Raw genomic sequence first — 16164 nt, 5'->3', positions numbered from 1 at the left:
GGTCTCGCAGTGGGGTGCATGCGCACGCGTGCGTCCCGGTTTCGAGGAGCATCCCCGGTGTCATCCGTCTTCGTTCGTCTGCACGGCGCCTTCATCGCCGTGTCCATCGCAGCCCTGTTCTCCGCGGCGTCCGCCTCGGCACAGGAAACCCCTCCCCTTCCTCTTGATGCGGGAGTCCCCGAGTCATCAGAGCCCAGCGCCGACGCAGGTACACCCGAGGAAGTCCCCGCGGGCCTCACGCCCGAGGAGATGGCCGAAATCGAGAAGGCCTTCGGGGGCAACACCCAGCAGGGTGTTCCCGCCAGTACATCCTCCGCGCCGGACTCCACGCCCGGAGGCGGCCTGCCGCTGTCGATTCCCGGCGGGACGAGCGGCACCAACTTCCTGGACATGAGCTTCATCCTGGATATCGCCGCCGCGGCGTTCACGTCCAAGGAGCCGCTCCAGGGCGGCGCGCACGACCCCACGCGCAACGGCTTCAACCTCCAGCAGTTGGAGCTGTCCATCGGCTCGGTGGTGGATCCGTACTTCCGCTTCGACGCGAACATCGTCTACAGCCAGTTCGGCGTCGAAATCGAGGAGGCCTACGGCACCACGCTGGCCCTCCCCGGCAGCCTCCAGGTGCGTGCGGGCCAGTTCCTCACGCGCTTCGGCCGCCTGAATGCCACGCACCCGCACGCGTGGGACTTCGTGGACCAGCCCTTCGCCATGAGCCGCGTCTTCGGCGCGGAGGGCAACCGAGGTCTGGGCGTGGAGCTGTCCTGGCTGACGCCGCTGCCCTGGTATGTGGAGCTGACGGGAAGCCTCACCGATGCCACGGGAGAAGCCACCGCTCGCAGCTTCCTGGGCGCGTCGAACGACCGCGTCCTCTCGCCGCTGGACCTCCAGGCCACGGGCATCCTCAAGCAGTTCTTCTCCCTGTCGGATGACCTGTCCTTGATGTGGGGACTGTCCGCCGCCACCGGCCCCAATCCCACCGGCTATCGAAACCGCACGGATGTCTTCGGCACCGACGTGTACCTGCGCTACCGGCCCATCACCGAGGCCAGCAACACGCTCGTCACCCTCCAGGTGGAGGCCCTGTACCGGCGACGGCAGGTGCCCGACGACGTGCTGACGGATATCAACACCTACGCCCAGCTCGCGTGGCGCTTCTCCCAGCGCTGGGCCGCCGCCGCGCGCTACGAGCTTGGCACGCCGGCGAAGGGTGAAGGCGGCCAGGTGGCGTTGGATCCGCTGGACCCGGAGTGGACCAAGAACCGGGACCGACTCTCCGCCAACCTCACCTTCTGGCCCACCGAGTTCTCCCGCCTGCGCGTGCAGGCCGCCAGAGACCGGGCACGTTGGCGCGACGAGGCGGACTACTCCGTCTTCCTCGCGCTCGAGCTGGTGACAGGCGCCCACGGCGCCCATGCGTTCTGAACCTTTTTCACGGGAGCCCTGCCCCATGCGCCACTTTCGTTTCGTCGCGGCCCTGTGCGCCGCCCTCTGTCTCTTCGCCGCCGCCCCCGCGCGAGCGGCCGTCAATGTCGTCACCACCCTCCCGGACCTCGCCGCCATCACCAAGGCAGTGGGCGGAGACCTGGTCCAGGTGCAGTCCATGGCGCTGGGAAGCCAGGACCCGCACCGCGTCGACGCGAAGCCCAGCCTCGCGCTCGCGCTGAGGAACGCGGACCTGCTCATCAGCGTGGGCCTGGACTTGGAGATCGGCTGGCTGCCGAACCTCCAGACGGGCTCGCGCAACCCGCGCATCCAGGTGGGCAACCCCGGCTTCCTCAATGCCTCGCAGTTCGTTCGCCTGCTGGAGATTCCCGCGACCAAGGTGGACCGCAGCGAGGGCGACGTGCACCCCGGCGGCAACCCCCACTACCTCTATGACCCGCGCCAGGGCGCGGCGGTGGCTCGCGGCATCGCCGAGCGACTGGCGCAGCTCGACGCCAAGAACGCGGCGACCTACCGCGCCAACGCGGCGAAGCTGACCGCGGAGCTGGATGCCGCGCGCGTCGGCTGGGAGAAGCGGCTGGCCGGGCTGCGCGGCGCGCCCATCATCGCGTTCCATCGGACGACGGCGTATCTCGCGGACTGGCTGGGCTTCGAGCCCATCGCGTTCCTGGAGCCCAAGCCGGGCATCCCGCCCAATCCGTCCCACGTGGCCGGAGTCCTCGTGCTCGGCCGGCAGCGCAAGGCGCGCATGGTGCTCATCGAGAGCTACTACAACGACCGCGAGGCGAAGATGCTCGCGGGCATGATTCCCGCGCCGCTCGTCATCCTCCACGGCGGCACGGACTTCCGCGCGGGTGAGACGTACGTCCAGCACATCAACGAGCTGGTGGGCAACCTGGAGAAGGGGCTCACCGGCGGGAAGGGAGGCTGAGTCATGCGGACTCGACTGCTGCTCCTCTTCTTGCTGCTGTCCGGCTGCGCGCTGGACTCGGGCGAGGGCTTCGCGGTGCTGGAGCCCACCGTCACCGCCAGCTACGTACCCGTGGCCTCGCGCGACGCGGGCAATGGCTTCCAGCGCCTCGCGTCGGACTATCAGGTGAGCCTGGGCTCGGCCGCGCTGGGCATCTCCCACGTGGAGCTGGTGGGTGGCGCGGGCGGCGGAGGGCCGACGACGTTCGACCCCGCCAATCCGCCCCCAGGCTACAGCCTGTGCCACAACGGCCACTGTCACAGCGACGGCGGCGCGCTCGTGGACTACGAGGACATCGAAGCGGAGCTGGGTGGCGGAGGCTCCTCCTCCACGCTCGTCGCCGCGCTGCACGTGGATGGCGAGCTGAACCTGCTGGCCCCGGAGACCACGCCGGTGGAGTGTGAGCCGGACTGCGAGCTGCCCCGCACCGCCGTCTCCCGAGGCGTCTGGGAAGTGACGTCGGTGACGCTGACGGGCGTCGTGCGGGACTCGCGCGCCACGCCGCGACTCGCCCAGACACCCTTCCGGATGACGGTGGTGTCCGAGGGCGGCGCGGAGGGCGAGGAGGCCACGCCGCTCTTCACGTTGGCGGGTGACGTGGATGTGCCATCCGACCGCGAGCACAAGCCTCGCGTGAAGCTGGCGCTGACACTGGAGGTGCCTCCCACCGTGTTCGACGGGCTGGACTGGGCCGCGTTGACGCCCGGCGTGGATGGCGTGCTGGACCTGGGCACCGTCTCCAACGAGGCGGCGCGCAAGGCCCTGTTCGAGGAGCTCGCGGCGTTGAAGCCCCAAGCGGAGGTGCGACGTGAAGACCGATGAACCCGTGAGCCCGGACGCCGCGAGCCACTCCGTGCCGCCGACCTTCACCTTCGGCGAGCCGCTGCTGACCTGCACGGAGCTGGTCATCGGCTACAACGACAAGGCCATGTTGCCGCCCATCAACATGGTCATCCGCCGTGGCCAGTTCGTCGCCGTCGTGGGCCGCAACGGCTCCGGCAAGAGCACCTGGTTCAAGACGTTGCTCGGGATGATCGACCCGGTGTCGGGCACCATCGCCCGAGGACATCCAGAGATGCGCAGCGCCTATGTGCCGCAGACGTCCGGCATCGACTCGCTGCTGCCGCTGCGGGCACGAGAGCTGACCGCCTGGGGCCGGCTGCGCAACTGGAGCTTCCTGTGGCCGTTCGCCCGCAAGGCGGACCGCGACGCCGTGGAGACGGCCCTGGAGACAGCCGGGGCCAAGGCCATCGCGAACAGGCCCTACCGCGAGCTGTCCGAAGGCCAGAAGCAGCGCACGCTCCTGGCCCGGCTCATCGCCACCGAGGCGGACATGGTGCTGCTCGACGAGCCCACCGCCGCCATGGACGCCGTCGCCGAGCGCGAGACGATGCAGCGGCTGTGCTTGCTCGCGCGCCAACGAGGGCTGGGTGTCGTCGTCGTGTGCCACGACCTGGAGGTCGCCGCCGAGCACGCGGACGTGCTGCTCTTCGTGGACCGGGAGACCTCCGCCTTCGTCGTGGGCGACGCGCGCACCGTGTTCTGTCACCCCGCCTTCCGTCGTCAGTACGGCGACGAGTACTGCCACCGCGCCCCCGAGGGACCCCACCGTGGATCCGATGCTCGCTGAACCATCCCAGTGGCAGCAGTTCGTCGAGGGGTTCGAGCTGTTCCGGGACCCGCTGCTGTGCGCCCTGCTGGCCGGCGGCGTGCTCGGCTTCCTGAGCGTCTACGTGGTGCTGCGGCGCATGGTGTTCGTCAGCGCCGCGGTGGCCCAGTCCGCCGGCCTGGGCGTGGCGCTGGCCTTCTACATGGGCATCCACCTGGGCTTCGAAGTGGAGCCCGTCATCGGCGCCACCGCGCTCGCGCTGCTGGCGACGCTGCTGCTGATGATGGACCCCACCCGGCTGCGGCTGACGCGGGAGAGCCTGCTGGGCCTCGCCTATGCCCTCTCCGGTGGCGCGGCCGTGCTGGTGGGCGACCGCATCGCCCAGGAGTCCCACGACATCCAGGGCATCCTCTTCGGCACCGCCGTGCTGGTGACGCCCGAGCAGCTGCGCACCGTGGCCATCGCCAGCATCCTCGTCATGGTCATCCACCTGTGGTGGTACCGGGGCATCACCTTCGCGAGCTTCGACCGCATCGGCGCGCTGGTGCAGGGGCTGCCCGTCCGGCTGTTGGACGGCGTGCTCATGGTGTCCATCGGCGTCATGGTGGGCGTGTGCGCCCGCGCCCTCGGTGCCCTGCCGGTGTTCGCCTTCTCCACGCTGTCCGCCATCGCCGCGCTGATGCTGGACTTGCGACTGCCGTGGACATTCTTCGTGGCCACGCTCGCGGGCATCGTCTCCGGCGTGGGCGGCTACATGTTCGCCTACTTCTTCGACTTCCCGGTCGGAGGTTCTCAGACGGTGGTCGCCGCGATGCTGGTGGGCCTGGCCATGGGTGCGCGCGCACTCATCCAGCTCGTGCAGCGCGCACGCTGAAAGGCACTCCCGCCCGCTTCGATATGGGCCCTGAGACATCGCGTTTCCGGAAGCAGCCTCGACAACGACGAGGCGCTTCCAGAGGGGACCGCGACATGAGCTTCCGTGCCTTGGCGATGTGCTGGTTGTTCTGGGCCACCTGCGTGGGCTGCGCGCATGGCCCCCGCACCGTGGAGCAGGAGACGCCAAAGTTCGAGCACGTCTTCCAGAAGCCCCTGGAAGAAGCGCTGGCCGCCACCCGGCAGCTGCTCGCCTCTCGAGGACACGCCATCGAGGAGACGACGGACCCCACCCAGTTCCTCACGAAGTGGAAGACCTCGGACAGGGGAGACACGGGGAATGACCGCTACACGCGCTTCGTGGTGACGGGCATCTCCGTGGGTCCGCGACAGTCCGTCGTCCGCATCTTCCGGATGACCTTCAACGCGATGGGCAACGACGTCAACCAGGTCGATAACTGGTGGAGAATCCACTACAACTACTACGTCCACGACTCGAGCCCCTTCGACCGTGGGCCACCGCTCCGAATGGCGCGGAGCGAACGCATCGAGCTGCGCACGCTGACGAACGGCACGCGAGACCTGGACCTCGAGCGGGAGCTGACGCTGCGACTGGAGTCGACCCCGTCGTTGGAGGTGGTGAGCGGCAACGCGCGAGAGGAGCCGCGCCCCAGGGCCGTGCGCGACTCGGACTTCTACCTCACGAGGTGGAAGGCAGAGGCTTCCGAAGCGGGCCCCTGCGGCGAAGCCATGCGGGGGCTCCCGGAGGTGCTGGACCTCGGACTGACGCTGCTGGTGGGAGAACAGCTCGGCTCTCGTGAAGCTCCCACGGTGATGGGCGAGTTGGTGTGTCAAATCGCCGAGGCGGGACTGCCCGTCGCGCTGGGGTTGTCCATTCCCCGCTCCGAGCAGGAACGGGTGGACCGCTACCTCGCGAGCGCGGGGGCTCCGTCGGACCAGGATGCGCTGCTAGAGGGACGCTTCTGGCAACGGCCCTACCAGGATGGCCGCAGCAGCCGCGCCATCATGGACCTCGTCGACCGCGTCCGCGCCATGCGCATGGCCGGGCTGAGCGTGACGCTCCTGGCGTATGACACGGACCTGGCGGGCGGCAGCAAACGCGATGGTCTGCAGGCCGCGTTCTGGAACCAGCGCCGCGAGGCACAACCGTTCGAGGTCCAGGTCATCCTCGCCGGCAACACGCACACGCGCACCGTCGCCGGCACGCCCTGGGACCAGGACTTCACGCCCATGGCGCATCTGTTGAAGTCCCCGCGCCTCGTCGTGTTGGAGATGAGCTACGCCCAGGGAACGCGCTGGGGCTGCGACCTGGACCGCGACGGGAAGCTCCAGTGCGGGCTCATCGGCTCCACGCCCTCGGGCAGGGTGGCGGCGCGCCCCGGCATGTCGCCGTTCATCACGTCCTTCGACGCGCCGACGCCCGATGGCACCCACGGCATGCTCTACGTGGGAGCGCTGACGCCGTCCCTCCCCGCCATCTCCAAGCAGCAGGAGGCGCCGCTTCCCGTTCGCCCCCCGCTGCCGCCGCGCCGGGATGGAGAGAAACCTCCGATGTTCTAGGCGTCAGCGGACCGCGGTGGAGACCTTCTTGAACTCGGGCGTGCCCGCGCGCCCGAGCAGGTCGAACAGCGCGGCCTCCACCGTGGCCACCGTCGCTCCGGCGTCGCGACACAGCTCCAACCCCACGCGCCGGTCCTCCGTCGAGCGCGACATCACCGCGTCCGCCAGCAACACCGGCGTGTAGCCGCGCTCCGCCAGGTCCCGCACCGTCTGGAAGACACAGATGTGCGTCTCCATGCCGGCCAGCAGCACCTGCTTGCGAGTCCCCAACTGCGCGAGGACGTCCGGCACGGCGGCGCTGAACTCCAGCTTCTCCACCGCCTTGAAGCTCCCCAGCTTCAGCCGCAGCAGCGAGTGCGTGGGCCCCAGGCCCTGGGGATACTGCTCGGTGATGATGACGGGGAGGCCAAGCGCCCGGGCGCCTTCGACGGCGGCGCTGGTGCGCGCGAGCATCCGGTCCAGCGCGTCGCGGTCCATGGCCGCGCACAGGCGCTCCTGGATGTCCACGACGAGCAACGCGGCCTGGTCCTGCGTGAGACGGAAGGTGGGCATGCCCCCTCTCCTCGCGCGAACGACTCCGGCCCGTCAAGCGGTGGGCGCATCGGACGCTCCGGGCTCGACGCTTCCGCTCAGCCGACTTCGGGCGGGCAACACTCGCGGCACAGGGCTCGGTTGCGCCCGTGTGCCACCGCCATCAACAGCCCGCCCCCCAGGGTGAGCCCCATCTCCCAGCCCTCGCCCACGCCCTCCGGCACCAGGAACGCTCCCGCCGCCAGCATCGTCAGTCCGCTGACGGCGAGCACCGGCACTCCCAGCCGACGGTGCACCCGCCAGCCCGGGATGAAGGCCGCGAGCGCCCCCATCAGGGCCAGCGCCAGGAGCCCCTGATGCGTCTCCTCCCCACTCAGCCACCGCGCCGCCGCGGCGGGCAGGAGCCCGAGCACGGCGGGAAGCACCACGCAGTGGACGACGCACAGCGCGGAGAGCAACTGCCCCACCCCATCCCAACGCGAGGGCACGGCGAGACTTCGTTCCAAAGCACTCAACAGGACACCTTCTCCAGGGGACGGAAGTCGGGAGGCACCGGGAGCGGCGCCTCGGAAGTGTGGACCAGCCGCAGGACACGGCCCCGGCCATCGATGTACGTCCTCGCGCGCCGCAGCTCCGGCAGGTGCGCGTCCGCGTCACGCCACCGGTCGAGGAAGGAATTGAAGTCCTGCACCGCCAGCACGCGCTCTCCCAGCGCCGCGCGCGCTTCAGCCAACAGCAGCCGGAAGTGGCCGCACCCGGGACGCTCTTCGACAAGGGCCCGGGCCAGCTCCAGCGCCTTCTCCTCGCGCTCACCGCGCAGGCGGGCGCGCGCCAGCGTCTCCCGCGCGTGCCGAGAGAATGCCGCCGGGCCCGACGCGCGCAGCCGTCGCTCCATGCGCCACGCCCGAATCAACGTGGCCTCCGCGCGGCCACCGTCTCCCCGACGCGACTCCAGCGCGCCGCGCAGCTCGCACTCCGCGACCTCCAGCACCCGGGAGACATCTCGCGGGCACAGGGCACGAGTCTCGGAGCGACGCACCTCGGCCAGCACGGGCTGCAGCGCTTCGAGCGACGCGCACGCGCGCTCCGCATCCGGCAGTCGCCCCGCGTCCAGCGCGTTGATGCCCCGCGTGTACAGCCGGACCCCGTCGCGCAGCACCTGCTCGGCGACGGTCAGCTCACCGGCGAGCTCCAGCGACACGTCCGCCGCCGCGCGGCAGAACCCGAAGCGCAGGTGCGTGGACACCAGCGTGGTCGCCGCGAAGAGCACGGCCTGGGGCTCGCCTCCCGCCGACTCCACACGCTGACGCAGCCGCCGCGCCCACGTCTGCGCGTCGCTGTACTGCCCCGCCTCCGCGCAGCCCTGGCTCAAGAGCCGCATTGCCAGCTCCGCGCAGGGCGCGAAGACGGTGGGCAGCGACTCGGCCTCGAGGTACGCGTCGTCCGCCTCCACCGCGGCCTCCAGCACCCGGTAGGCCGCGTCGGTCTCACCCAGCCGGCCCAGCAGCCGTCCCGACATCAACAGCGCGAAGCTGGCTCCGGGCGCGAGCTTCGGGAGTCGCAGCGCGCTGTCCCTCGCCGCCTCGGGTCGGGGGCTCGGGAGCATGGTGCACAGCCACGCGAAGTGGACGCCCGCGTGGTCAGGGTGCGTGCGCAAGAGTTCCCGCAGCAACGCCTGCGCGTAGGGCTGTCCCTGTCCGGGGCGGCCGTCCGGCTCGTACCCGTCCGCCAGGAACCCCGCCAGCAGCAGCTTCGCCTCCGCGTCCTCGGGATGGCGGTCGACCAGCCCCTCCATCTCCCGCACGAAGGCATGGCGGCCGTTGGAAGGCCCCTTCTCCGCGAGCAGGCTGGCCGCGACGATGTAGCGCTGCTCCACGTCGGGCAGGCCCTCGCTCAGCGCGAGCGCTCGAGCCATCGCCTCCGCCCGCGCCGTGGCGAAGCGCGCTCCAGCCCCCCGCGTCAGCGCCAGGCCCCACCACGCCATGGCCAGCTCCGGGTCCAACCGCGCCGCCTCCGCGAAGGAGCGCCGCGCCTCCGGTCCCCAGCCCAGGTGCAGCAGGCTCAAGCCCTGGTCGAACCAGGCCTGCGCCAGCGGCACCCGCGTGCTCACCTTCAGGTGCGAAGTGCCCAGCCCCTCGCGGAGCACGGGACGAGGAAGCGCCTCGTCCGCGACGTCCTCCCAGGCGGCCTGGACGTAGACGGATGGCTCATCGTTGCGCAGCAGTCGCGACAGCATGATGTCCTCCCAGTGCCCCGGAACCCGAGGCGCCACAGGCGTTGAAACCCACATCCAGCGAGCGGATGCGCGTGCCGAGCCGCCACCACGCGGCGGCCAGCGTCTCCGGTGGAACAGGAGGCGCCTTGCGCCGAGCCGCCACGCAGGCGCGCCTCCACTCGAGCCCCACTTCCCGGGCCACCCAGTCCTCGTGCCCGGCGAACCACTCGGCGAGCCCCGTCAGGCTCCGACGGACCTCGCGCCGCTCCTCCCCACTGGCGGGAGCCCGCCACGTGCCCAGCTCACAGGCCCGATACGCGGGCCCCTCCGGCGCACGCTCCAACCAGCGAGGGGTGAAGCCGTCTCGTGGGACGAAGACGGACTGACCGCACTCGCACAACGCGCCGAAGCCCCACAGCGACAGCCGACCTCCGTCCGGCAACGCGACGGAGTACGCGCTTTGACCTTCCACCCCCTCGGGCCGCGCGTGGCGGACCAGGCCGCGACGCATGAGGAGGTTTCCCTCCGGGCAGCGCACGTCCTGCCCGAGGCACCACAGGGTGACGTCGAACAAACGGTCCGCGTCCCGGAGGACGTCCTGAGGAAGAATCGGCGGGGCTTCGGCGAATGACACGTGGGGCCTCCCGACTCAGCTCGCGGACTTCTTCGCGGGCCCGGTGCGAACGGCCGCGTCACCGAACAGCGCCTTGGGCTCCACCGCGCCACTCCCCTTCTTGGAGAGCACCGCGTTGACGGCCCGCACCAGCTTGCCGCGCACGCGACGTGGCAGCGGCAGGTCCGCGAGCGCCGCCTGGAGCTGCTGCTTGCTCACGCCCCGGCCACTCTTCGGCTTGGGCAGCGACAGCTCCGCGTAGCTCTTGCCCTGCGTGTCCTTTTCGCGCCGCTTGTCGGAGCGCTTGCGCTTCAACGCGCGGTCGGTGTCGGCCTGGGCCTCCAGCTGGCGCGACAGGCGCAGCAGCGTGTCGGAGGCAATCTGCTTCTCGGTCAAAAACTGCTGAAAGGCTCCCATGGTCTTCGTCTCCAGGAGGGGCCGGCGCCAGGGCCGGCCCCGGATGCGGGGTGAAGCACCGGGGCCACGCGCCCCGGGCTCGCGGCTAGTGCTCGTGGCCCTCGTGCGACGCCTCCTCGATGACGAGGTTGACGGACGCCGCCGACGTGGGACCGAAGGTGATGGTGTGCGTGCCGACCGTCAGCGGGACGATGTGCCGTCCCTTGATTTCGCTGCACGTCTCGGAGCTCTTGGTGCTCTCCTCGATCTCCACCGCCGCGCCGCTGCCATCGGTGATGGACACGGGGACGTCCGCGCTGGTGAAGAAGACGTAGTCCGTGGCCTCCGACGCGGCGAACGACACGGAGCCAGAGCGGCCGCCCGTTCCGTCCACCAGCGTGATGTCGTAGCGGCGGTGGTTGTTGGCCACCGTCGGAGGCGTGCCCGTGAGGGTCGCGAGGACGGCGACGGCCGGGCCCTCGCGCAGGTGCTCGCACCCCTCGACGTCGACATTCTCCTCGGGCGCCTCGTCATCATCGCCACAGGCGGCGGACAGGAGCGCGGTGGACATCAGGAGGGCGGCCAGAAGCTTCTTGTTCATGTGTGTAGCTCCACGTGGATGGACATCAGGTCCCCAGCCACCAACGCCGCCACGGACCCCGCCAGGGAAGGCGGAGCCAGCACGGACACCGGAGGCGGGGTGGGAATCGCGCGGAACGTGCGCGACACGGGGGGCGAGAGCGTGCACGCAGGGGAAACGAGCCATCCGGCGGCGCGTCGCGCGGTGGCTGACGCACGGCTCCCTTTTCCGGAACCGGACGTCAGTCAGACGCCACGGACCGCGGCCTTCTCACGGCATGACTGTGCCGTAAGCGACGGACGCGTACCCTGGGTGGTGGCTCAGGCGCGAGGCGGAGAGGCCTTGGGGGCCAGGTGCAACCGGGCAACAGGCTCCGCTTGGAAGCGGAACACCGCCAGCGCCGGCGCGGAACGCGTGGGCACGCGCGCAAGGACAGACGTGCCCTCCACCGGAGGCGGGGCCTCGCGGCGGATCAACATGTGAAGACAGTGCGCCTCGGCGCCATGACCCGCGGGCGCATCCTCACGGGACGCGAGCCGCACGTCGTCGAAGGACTCCTCCACGACAGGGGCCAGGTGCGAGCCGCCCTCCTCCACGTGGACCACCTCCCCGTGCTCCAAGCACGTCGCGTGCTGGACCAGGGCGAAGTGAAGCACGTTCCCCATGTACGCCAGCGCACACACGGCCACAAGCGGCAGCGCCAGCAGGCGCGACCGGGCGAGACACGAAGGCGTTGGGCGGAGGGAGCGGCTCACGGGGGAGGGATTTCCAGCGGTAAACGCAATGCGGTTGTAAGCCAGACGGAGCGCGCGTGCAAGTCACATGGAATGACACACATCCCATCCGCGCGCCGAGCGGTACGCCGATGTCAGGCCATGGGCGGGCCAGGCGAGCGCACGCCGCCGGGCGGCACGACGCACCCCATGCGGGCACACACACACGGCAGGTGCTGGATGACGCCCGGGCCGCCAGGAACCTCGCGGGGACGTGCCCTCGGGCGGAGACGTAGGGGCTCGCGCCGATGGACGGTGGGGGCCGCCGGGAATAGGTTCACCGGCTCCCGGGCGAGTCCCGGGCAAGCCGAGGGACAGAAAGACCCGTGCAAGAGCTCATCGACGTGCTGCGACACCAGGCACGCCACTTCGCGCCCGAGCTGTCACAGCTCGCCTACAAGCGGGGGTTGGCGGTGACGCAGTTGGATGGCACCACCCGTCCCATCCCCATCACCGCCACGCCCGTCATCCTGGATGCCGCGGAGATCCGCCGCCGCGCGGAGCTGTCCGCGCGCCTGTCCTCCGCCACGGTGAAGATGGCGCGCGCCACGCTCGACGGGCCCGACGCGCAGGAACTCCTGGGCGCCCTGTCCCCGCTGGAGCGCACGCTCGCGGAGCGCACCTGGCGACAGTCCGAGCGGCTCGCCACGACGCGCGTCGACTACTTCGTGTCGGGCGGCAAGCCCTGGGCGCTGGAGGTCAACGCGACCATTCCGGCCATGCAGGGCTACTCGGACATCGCGGCCCGCTCGTTCATCGAGGTGGTGGCGCGGCACTTCCGCTATCCGGAGAAGGCGCTGGCCTCGCTCCTGGCCCTCAACGGCAGCAACGCGCTGGCGCTGTACCGCGCGCTCCTGGATGGCTATGCCGCCGAGCGGCCCGGCAGGTTCCCGGACACGGTGGCGCTCTTGTGCCGCCGCAACGACGCGCAGATCTCCGAGCTGCGCTGGCTGTGCGAGCGCTTCCGCGAGATGGGCGCCGACGCGGACGTGGTGCACCCGGACGAGGTCTCCGGCGACGACGCCTTCGAGGTGCGCGGCAAGAAGTACGACCTCGTCTATCGCCACCTCTTCGTGCGCCGGCTGGAGCAGTCGCCGTCTCCTTGGGTGGAGGACTTCCTCTCCACCGTGCCCGGCAAGAAGGCCGTGTTCCTCAACCCGCCCGCGTCGCAGGTGGAGGCGAAGTCGACGTTCGCCCGGCTCTCGCAGGCGCTCGCGGAGCCCGCGCTCGCCCAGGCCGCCGGCCTCACCGACGACGAGCTGGAGGCGGTGCGGACCTCCGTGCCCTGGACGCGGGTCTTCCGCCCGGGCCCCGCCACCGGCCCTGATGGCGGGCGACTGGACGACCTGGTCGCCGAAGTCGCTCGGACGCCCGCCCGCTTCGTGCTCAAGCGGGCCTGGGACTACGGCGGCAAGGCGGTGTTCCTCGGTCGCTCGGAGGGCACGGTGCCCTACTCGGAGCGGGTGACGGCCGCGTATGGCGAGCTGCTCGCCTGGCCGGAGCTGTGTGCTCGCGCGGCGTCGGACACGACGGGCGGGGGCTTCGTGGTGCAGCAGATTGTCGACTCGCCTCCCGAGGACCACCTGCTCTGCGAGCCGAACGGGACGGTGCTCCCCACGTCCTTCTTCGTCGACTACTCGGCATACGCCTCGGTGGGGCTGGCGAAGCAGCCTGCCTGGGGAGGCGTGTGCCGGGGCTCCATGGCGGAAATCGTGAATATCGTGGGCGGCGGCGGCGTGCTGCCCCTCATCACCACCGAAGTCGCCTCGAAGCTTTTGCTCGCGTGGAAGGCGATTTAAGGGAAGGTTCCGTGGGGGTCCGGGCACGCCCCGGACGAAGACGCTATAAGCAGTGACGCCGCCGGGCTGAAGCTCCGGCGCGAAAGGATACGGTTCATGGCCTGGGAAACTTCCGGATGGCAGACGGCCGAGAGCGACTCGGCCAACTCCGTCCTGGTGCAGGAGTCGAAGCGCGCGTTCATGACGCGCGTGCATGGGTGGATGTTTGGAGGGCTGCTCGTCACGGGCGTGATGGCGCTCCTGACGCTGAGCAACGAGGCGCTCTTGCGCACGGTCATCGACTGGCGCCTGGGCTTCATGATTGCCCAGGTGGGCGCGGTGCTCGCGCTGTCGTTCCTCGCGCCGCGCCTGTCGGGCCCGGTGGCCGCGGCGATGTTCCTCGGCTACTCGGCGCTCACGGGGATGACGTTCGCCATCCTCTTCCTCGTCTACACGGCGGGCAGCATCGCCCAGGCGTTCTTCCTGACGGCGGGCGTCTACGGGGCCATGGCCCTGTACGGCACCATCACCAAGAAGGACCTGAGCGCGTGGGGCACCTTCCTCTTCATGGGCCTCATCGGCGTGGTGCTGGCGAGCGTCGTCAACATCTTCATGCGCAGTGACATGATGTCCTTCGTCGTCGCCTGCGCGTCGGTGCTCGTCTTCGCCGGCCTGACGGCGTACGACACCCAGAAGCTGCGGGAGATGCACGCCAACACCGGCTACAGCAGCGCCGCCACGGTGAGCATCGTCGGCGCGCTGACGCTCTACCTGGACTTCATCAACCTGTTCCTCGCCATCCTCCGGCTGATGGGTCGCCGCCGCTAGTCGGCCAGTCGACAGTTCCAGCCGAAGTTCGAGCAAGCAAGCGGCGGCGCGTTCCCTCTGTGGACCGCGTCGCCGCTTTTCGTTTTCAAAGCGTTGACCCGATTTCCGGCCTTCTTTCCTCCATCCCTTCGCACAGGAGGAAACCCGCAATGTTCAGGCCCCTCGCGTCATCACTCGTCGTGCTGTCCCTGCTGTCCGCCAGTCTGGCGTCAGCGCACGGCTCCATGGAGGTCCCCCTCAGCCGCGTCTACAGCTGCTTCAAGGAAGGTCCCGAGTCGCCCAAGTCCGCGGCGTGCAAGGCCGCCGTCCAATCCGGAGGCACGCAGGCGCTCTATGACTGGAACGGCGTGCGGCAGGGCGCGGCCAACGGCCGGCACCGTGAGCTCATCGCCGACGGCAAGCTGTGCAGCGCCGCCAACGAGAGCCACAAGGGCCTGGACCTGGCGCGCACGGACTGGCCCGCGACGCTCATCACCCCCGACTCCAGCAACCGCTTCGAGTTCGTCTTCCACGCGACGGCGCTGCACGCGACGTCCTACTTCCACCTGTACGTCACGAAGGAGGGCTACAACCCGGCGCTGCCGCTGAAGTGGTCCGACTTGGAGGCCAACCCCTTCTGCACGCTGACGGGGAACGCCCTGCAGTCGAACAACCGCTACCGCTTCACGTGTCCCTTTCCGCAGGGCCGCACGGGGCAGCACGTCATCTATGCCATCTGGCAGCGCGCCGACAGCCCGGAGGCGTTCTACTCGTGCAGCGACGTGAAGTTCAGCAACACGCCGCCGCCCCCCACGTCGTGGAAGGAGCTGGGCGCGGTGCAGGCCCGCGAGGACCTGCCGGCCCGGAGCAAGGTGACGCTGCGCCTGTTCAACAGCGGCGGGGGTGACGCGGAGACGCACCCGCTCCAGCTCGACTCGGCCACGCCCGCGGCCACGTGGATGTACCTGCTGGCCCAGCGGGTGAACGCCAGCTCCAGCCGCGTGCAGGTGGGCGTGCTGCAGACCACCGGCGTCGTCAACCCCGTCAACAGCGCCACCGGCAACCGCGTCTACTCGCGCGAGGCGAGCGACACCTTCCAGCTGGACATCGAGAAGCCCTCGGGCGGCGGCGGTGGAGACCCGGCGCAGTACACGTATCCGAATGGCATCTCCAACTACGTGGCGGGAACGCTCGTCCAGGGCACGAACGGGAGCATCTACCGCTGCAAGCCCTTCCCCTACTCCGGCTGGTGCCAGGGCTCGGCGCCGTACTACGCGCCGGGCACGGGCAGTCACTGGAGCGACGCGTGGGAGTTCGTGCGCTGAAGCGGACCTCCGCACTCACCGCATGAGCTGACCCGAGGGCGGGGAGCCGACAGTCGTCAGCTCTCCGCCTTCTCCTTTCGTGCGAAGGGCATCACCAGCCGCGCCACCGGGCGGCCTTGCATCAGGTGCTCCTCGACGATTTCGGGCACGTCCTCCACCTTCACTCCGCCGTACCAGGTGCCCTCCGGGTAGACGACCACGGAGACGCCGAAGGAGCAGGTGTCGAGGCACCCGGCCGCGTTGGCGCGCATCCGCCCCTTCACGCCACGCTTGTCCAGCTCCGCCTTGAAGGCCGCGCGCACCTCCTCCGCGCCCTTGGAGGCGCAACACCCCTTCGGATTTCCATCCGGGCGGCGGTTGGTACAGACGAAGACGTGGCTCTGGAACGGAGGGGGCATGAGCGCCTCCTAACGCGCCGGTTCGCCGAAATCGACCCCCACCTGTCCGCCGGACAACGGACCGAACAGGCGTCCAGATGACGCTTCGAACCTTCGCCCTTGTCGGGATACAGGCCTGATGCACAGACTCTCAGCAAACGTCCCCTAGTGATCACGCTCGTTTGCGCCGGAGTGACGCTACATGTCTCGCAAGTTGTTATCAGCCAACGTAGAGCCCCCTCTTGACATCGCGCCGGAGCGGCCGTGGCTCAGCCCCTCCTGGCCGGTCGTGC

At 70.0% G+C, this 16164-nt stretch carries 17 protein-coding genes; 9 read left to right on the top strand and 8 right to left on the bottom strand.

Translation table 11 applies throughout. The features are described 5' to 3' along the window. The first annotated feature begins 57 nt into the window (after positions 1-57). The 6 genes from LZ199_RS01785 (at position 58) to LZ199_RS01760 (ending at position 6476) form a co-directional block, all read left to right on the top strand. Positions 58-1422: a zinc-regulated TonB-dependent outer membrane receptor gene (locus LZ199_RS01785; protein ID WP_253991883.1), complete on the top strand. Its 1365-nt coding sequence runs from the start codon at positions 58-60 to the stop codon at positions 1420-1422. A 25-nt stretch (positions 1423-1447) separates the two neighbouring features. Beyond that, the gene (locus LZ199_RS01780; protein WP_253991882.1) at positions 1448-2374 is read left to right on the top strand and encodes a metal ABC transporter substrate-binding protein; all 927 of its coding nucleotides are present in this window, start codon (positions 1448-1450) and stop codon (positions 2372-2374) included. Between the two features lie 3 nt (positions 2375-2377). Further along, positions 2378-3235, top strand: a complete 858-nt coding sequence (locus LZ199_RS01775; protein WP_253991881.1) for a hypothetical protein — start codon at positions 2378-2380, stop codon at positions 3233-3235. Further along, positions 3222-4043 carry a metal ABC transporter ATP-binding protein gene (locus tag LZ199_RS01770; protein WP_253991880.1) on the top strand — a complete coding sequence of 274 codons (822 nt, stop codon included), beginning with the start codon at positions 3222-3224 and terminating at the stop codon, positions 4041-4043. Before LZ199_RS01775 ends, LZ199_RS01770 begins: the two co-directional genes overlap by 14 nt. Then, positions 4024-4896 carry a metal ABC transporter permease gene (locus LZ199_RS01765; protein WP_253991879.1) on the top strand — a complete coding sequence of 291 codons (873 nt, stop codon included), beginning with the start codon at positions 4024-4026 and terminating at the stop codon, positions 4894-4896. Before LZ199_RS01770 ends, LZ199_RS01765 begins: the two co-directional genes overlap by 20 nt. Positions 4897-4991: 95 nt before the next feature. Then, positions 4992-6476: a hypothetical protein gene (locus tag LZ199_RS01760; protein WP_253991878.1), complete on the top strand. Its 1485-nt coding sequence runs from the start codon at positions 4992-4994 to the stop codon at positions 6474-6476. Between the two features lie 3 nt (positions 6477-6479). Here the strand turns inward: LZ199_RS01760 and LZ199_RS01755 are convergent, their stop codons facing one another. The 7 genes from LZ199_RS01755 to LZ199_RS01725 form a co-directional block, all read right to left on the bottom strand. After that, complete coding sequence (locus LZ199_RS01755; protein ID WP_253991877.1) at positions 6480-7028, bottom strand: isochorismatase family protein; 549 nt, start codon at positions 7026-7028, stop codon at positions 6480-6482. Positions 7029-7105: 77 nt separating this feature from the next. Then, a complete protein-coding gene (locus LZ199_RS01750) occupies positions 7106-7495 on the bottom strand; it encodes a MerC domain-containing protein (protein ID WP_253991876.1) in 390 nt (129 codons plus the stop codon). Positions 7496-7518: 23 nt separating this feature from the next. Beyond that, a complete protein-coding gene (locus LZ199_RS01745; RefSeq protein WP_253991875.1) occupies positions 7519-9243 on the bottom strand; it encodes a tetratricopeptide repeat protein in 1725 nt (574 codons plus the stop codon). Continuing rightward, positions 9215-9856: a hypothetical protein gene (locus tag LZ199_RS01740; protein WP_253991874.1), complete on the bottom strand. Its 642-nt coding sequence runs from the start codon at positions 9854-9856 to the stop codon at positions 9215-9217. Before LZ199_RS01740 ends, LZ199_RS01745 begins: the two co-directional genes overlap by 29 nt. A gap of 15 nt (positions 9857-9871) precedes the next feature. Further along, complete coding sequence (locus LZ199_RS01735) at positions 9872-10252, bottom strand: hypothetical protein (protein WP_253991873.1); 381 nt, start codon at positions 10250-10252, stop codon at positions 9872-9874. An 85-nt stretch (positions 10253-10337) separates the two neighbouring features. After that, complete coding sequence (locus tag LZ199_RS01730) at positions 10338-10832, bottom strand: hypothetical protein (RefSeq protein ID WP_253991872.1); 495 nt, start codon at positions 10830-10832, stop codon at positions 10338-10340. Positions 10833-11131: 299 nt separating this feature from the next. Further along, positions 11132-11566 (bottom strand): hypothetical protein, encoded by a 435-nt coding sequence (locus LZ199_RS01725; RefSeq protein ID WP_407667153.1) that lies wholly within the window; start codon positions 11564-11566, stop codon positions 11132-11134. 344 nt (positions 11567-11910) lie between these two features. Here LZ199_RS01725 and LZ199_RS01720 point away from each other — a divergent pair, with 344 nt between their 5' ends. From LZ199_RS01720 to LZ199_RS01710, 3 genes are all read left to right on the top strand, one after another. Further along, on the top strand, positions 11911-13383 hold the full coding sequence (locus LZ199_RS01720) for a hypothetical protein (RefSeq protein WP_253991871.1): 1473 nt from the start codon (positions 11911-11913) through the stop codon (positions 13381-13383). 96 nt (positions 13384-13479) lie between these two features. Continuing rightward, positions 13480-14190 carry a Bax inhibitor-1/YccA family protein gene (locus tag LZ199_RS01715; RefSeq protein ID WP_253991870.1) on the top strand — a complete coding sequence of 237 codons (711 nt, stop codon included), beginning with the start codon at positions 13480-13482 and terminating at the stop codon, positions 14188-14190. Between the two features lie 149 nt (positions 14191-14339). Beyond that, on the top strand, positions 14340-15494 hold the full coding sequence (locus LZ199_RS01710) for a lytic polysaccharide monooxygenase (RefSeq protein WP_253991869.1): 1155 nt from the start codon (positions 14340-14342) through the stop codon (positions 15492-15494). A gap of 56 nt (positions 15495-15550) precedes the next feature. Here LZ199_RS01710 and LZ199_RS01705 read toward each other — a convergent pair whose 3' ends face one another. Next, positions 15551-15892, bottom strand: coding sequence for a (2Fe-2S) ferredoxin domain-containing protein (locus LZ199_RS01705; RefSeq protein WP_141647047.1), 342 nt, complete (start codon positions 15890-15892; stop codon positions 15551-15553). Positions 15893-16164 lie beyond the last annotated feature (272 nt).

This window comes from Myxococcus qinghaiensis, assembly GCF_024198215.1.
In the GTDB taxonomy this organism is placed as follows: Bacteria; Myxococcota; Myxococcia; order Myxococcales; family Myxococcaceae; genus Myxococcus; species Myxococcus qinghaiensis.
The sequence above is the reverse complement of the archived record's forward strand: the minus strand, read 5'-3'. Positions and strand labels throughout refer to the sequence as shown.

Excerpts from the sequence above, each read along its gene's own strand:
- LZ199_RS01780 (WP_253991882.1), top strand. The coding sequence starts at position 1,448 with ATGCGCCACTTTCGTTTCGTCGCGGCCCTGTGCGCCGCCCTCTGTCTC.
- LZ199_RS01735 (WP_253991873.1), bottom strand. The coding sequence starts at position 10,252 with ATGGGAGCCTTTCAGCAGTTTTTGACCGAGAAGCAGATTGCCTCCGAC.
- LZ199_RS01775 (WP_253991881.1), top strand. The coding sequence starts at position 2,378 with ATGCGGACTCGACTGCTGCTCCTCTTCTTGCTGCTGTCCGGCTGCGCG.
- LZ199_RS01745 (WP_253991875.1), bottom strand. The coding sequence starts at position 9,243 with ATGCTGTCGCGACTGCTGCGCAACGATGAGCCATCCGTCTACGTCCAG.
- LZ199_RS01755 (WP_253991877.1), bottom strand. The coding sequence starts at position 7,028 with ATGCCCACCTTCCGTCTCACGCAGGACCAGGCCGCGTTGCTCGTCGTG.
- LZ199_RS01715 (WP_253991870.1), top strand. The coding sequence starts at position 13,480 with ATGGCCTGGGAAACTTCCGGATGGCAGACGGCCGAGAGCGACTCGGCC.
- LZ199_RS01710 (WP_253991869.1), top strand. The coding sequence starts at position 14,340 with ATGTTCAGGCCCCTCGCGTCATCACTCGTCGTGCTGTCCCTGCTGTCC.
- LZ199_RS01705 (WP_141647047.1), bottom strand. The coding sequence starts at position 15,892 with ATGCCCCCTCCGTTCCAGAGCCACGTCTTCGTCTGTACCAACCGCCGC.
- LZ199_RS01760 (WP_253991878.1), top strand. The coding sequence starts at position 4,992 with ATGAGCTTCCGTGCCTTGGCGATGTGCTGGTTGTTCTGGGCCACCTGC.
- LZ199_RS01730 (WP_253991872.1), bottom strand. The coding sequence starts at position 10,832 with ATGAACAAGAAGCTTCTGGCCGCCCTCCTGATGTCCACCGCGCTCCTG.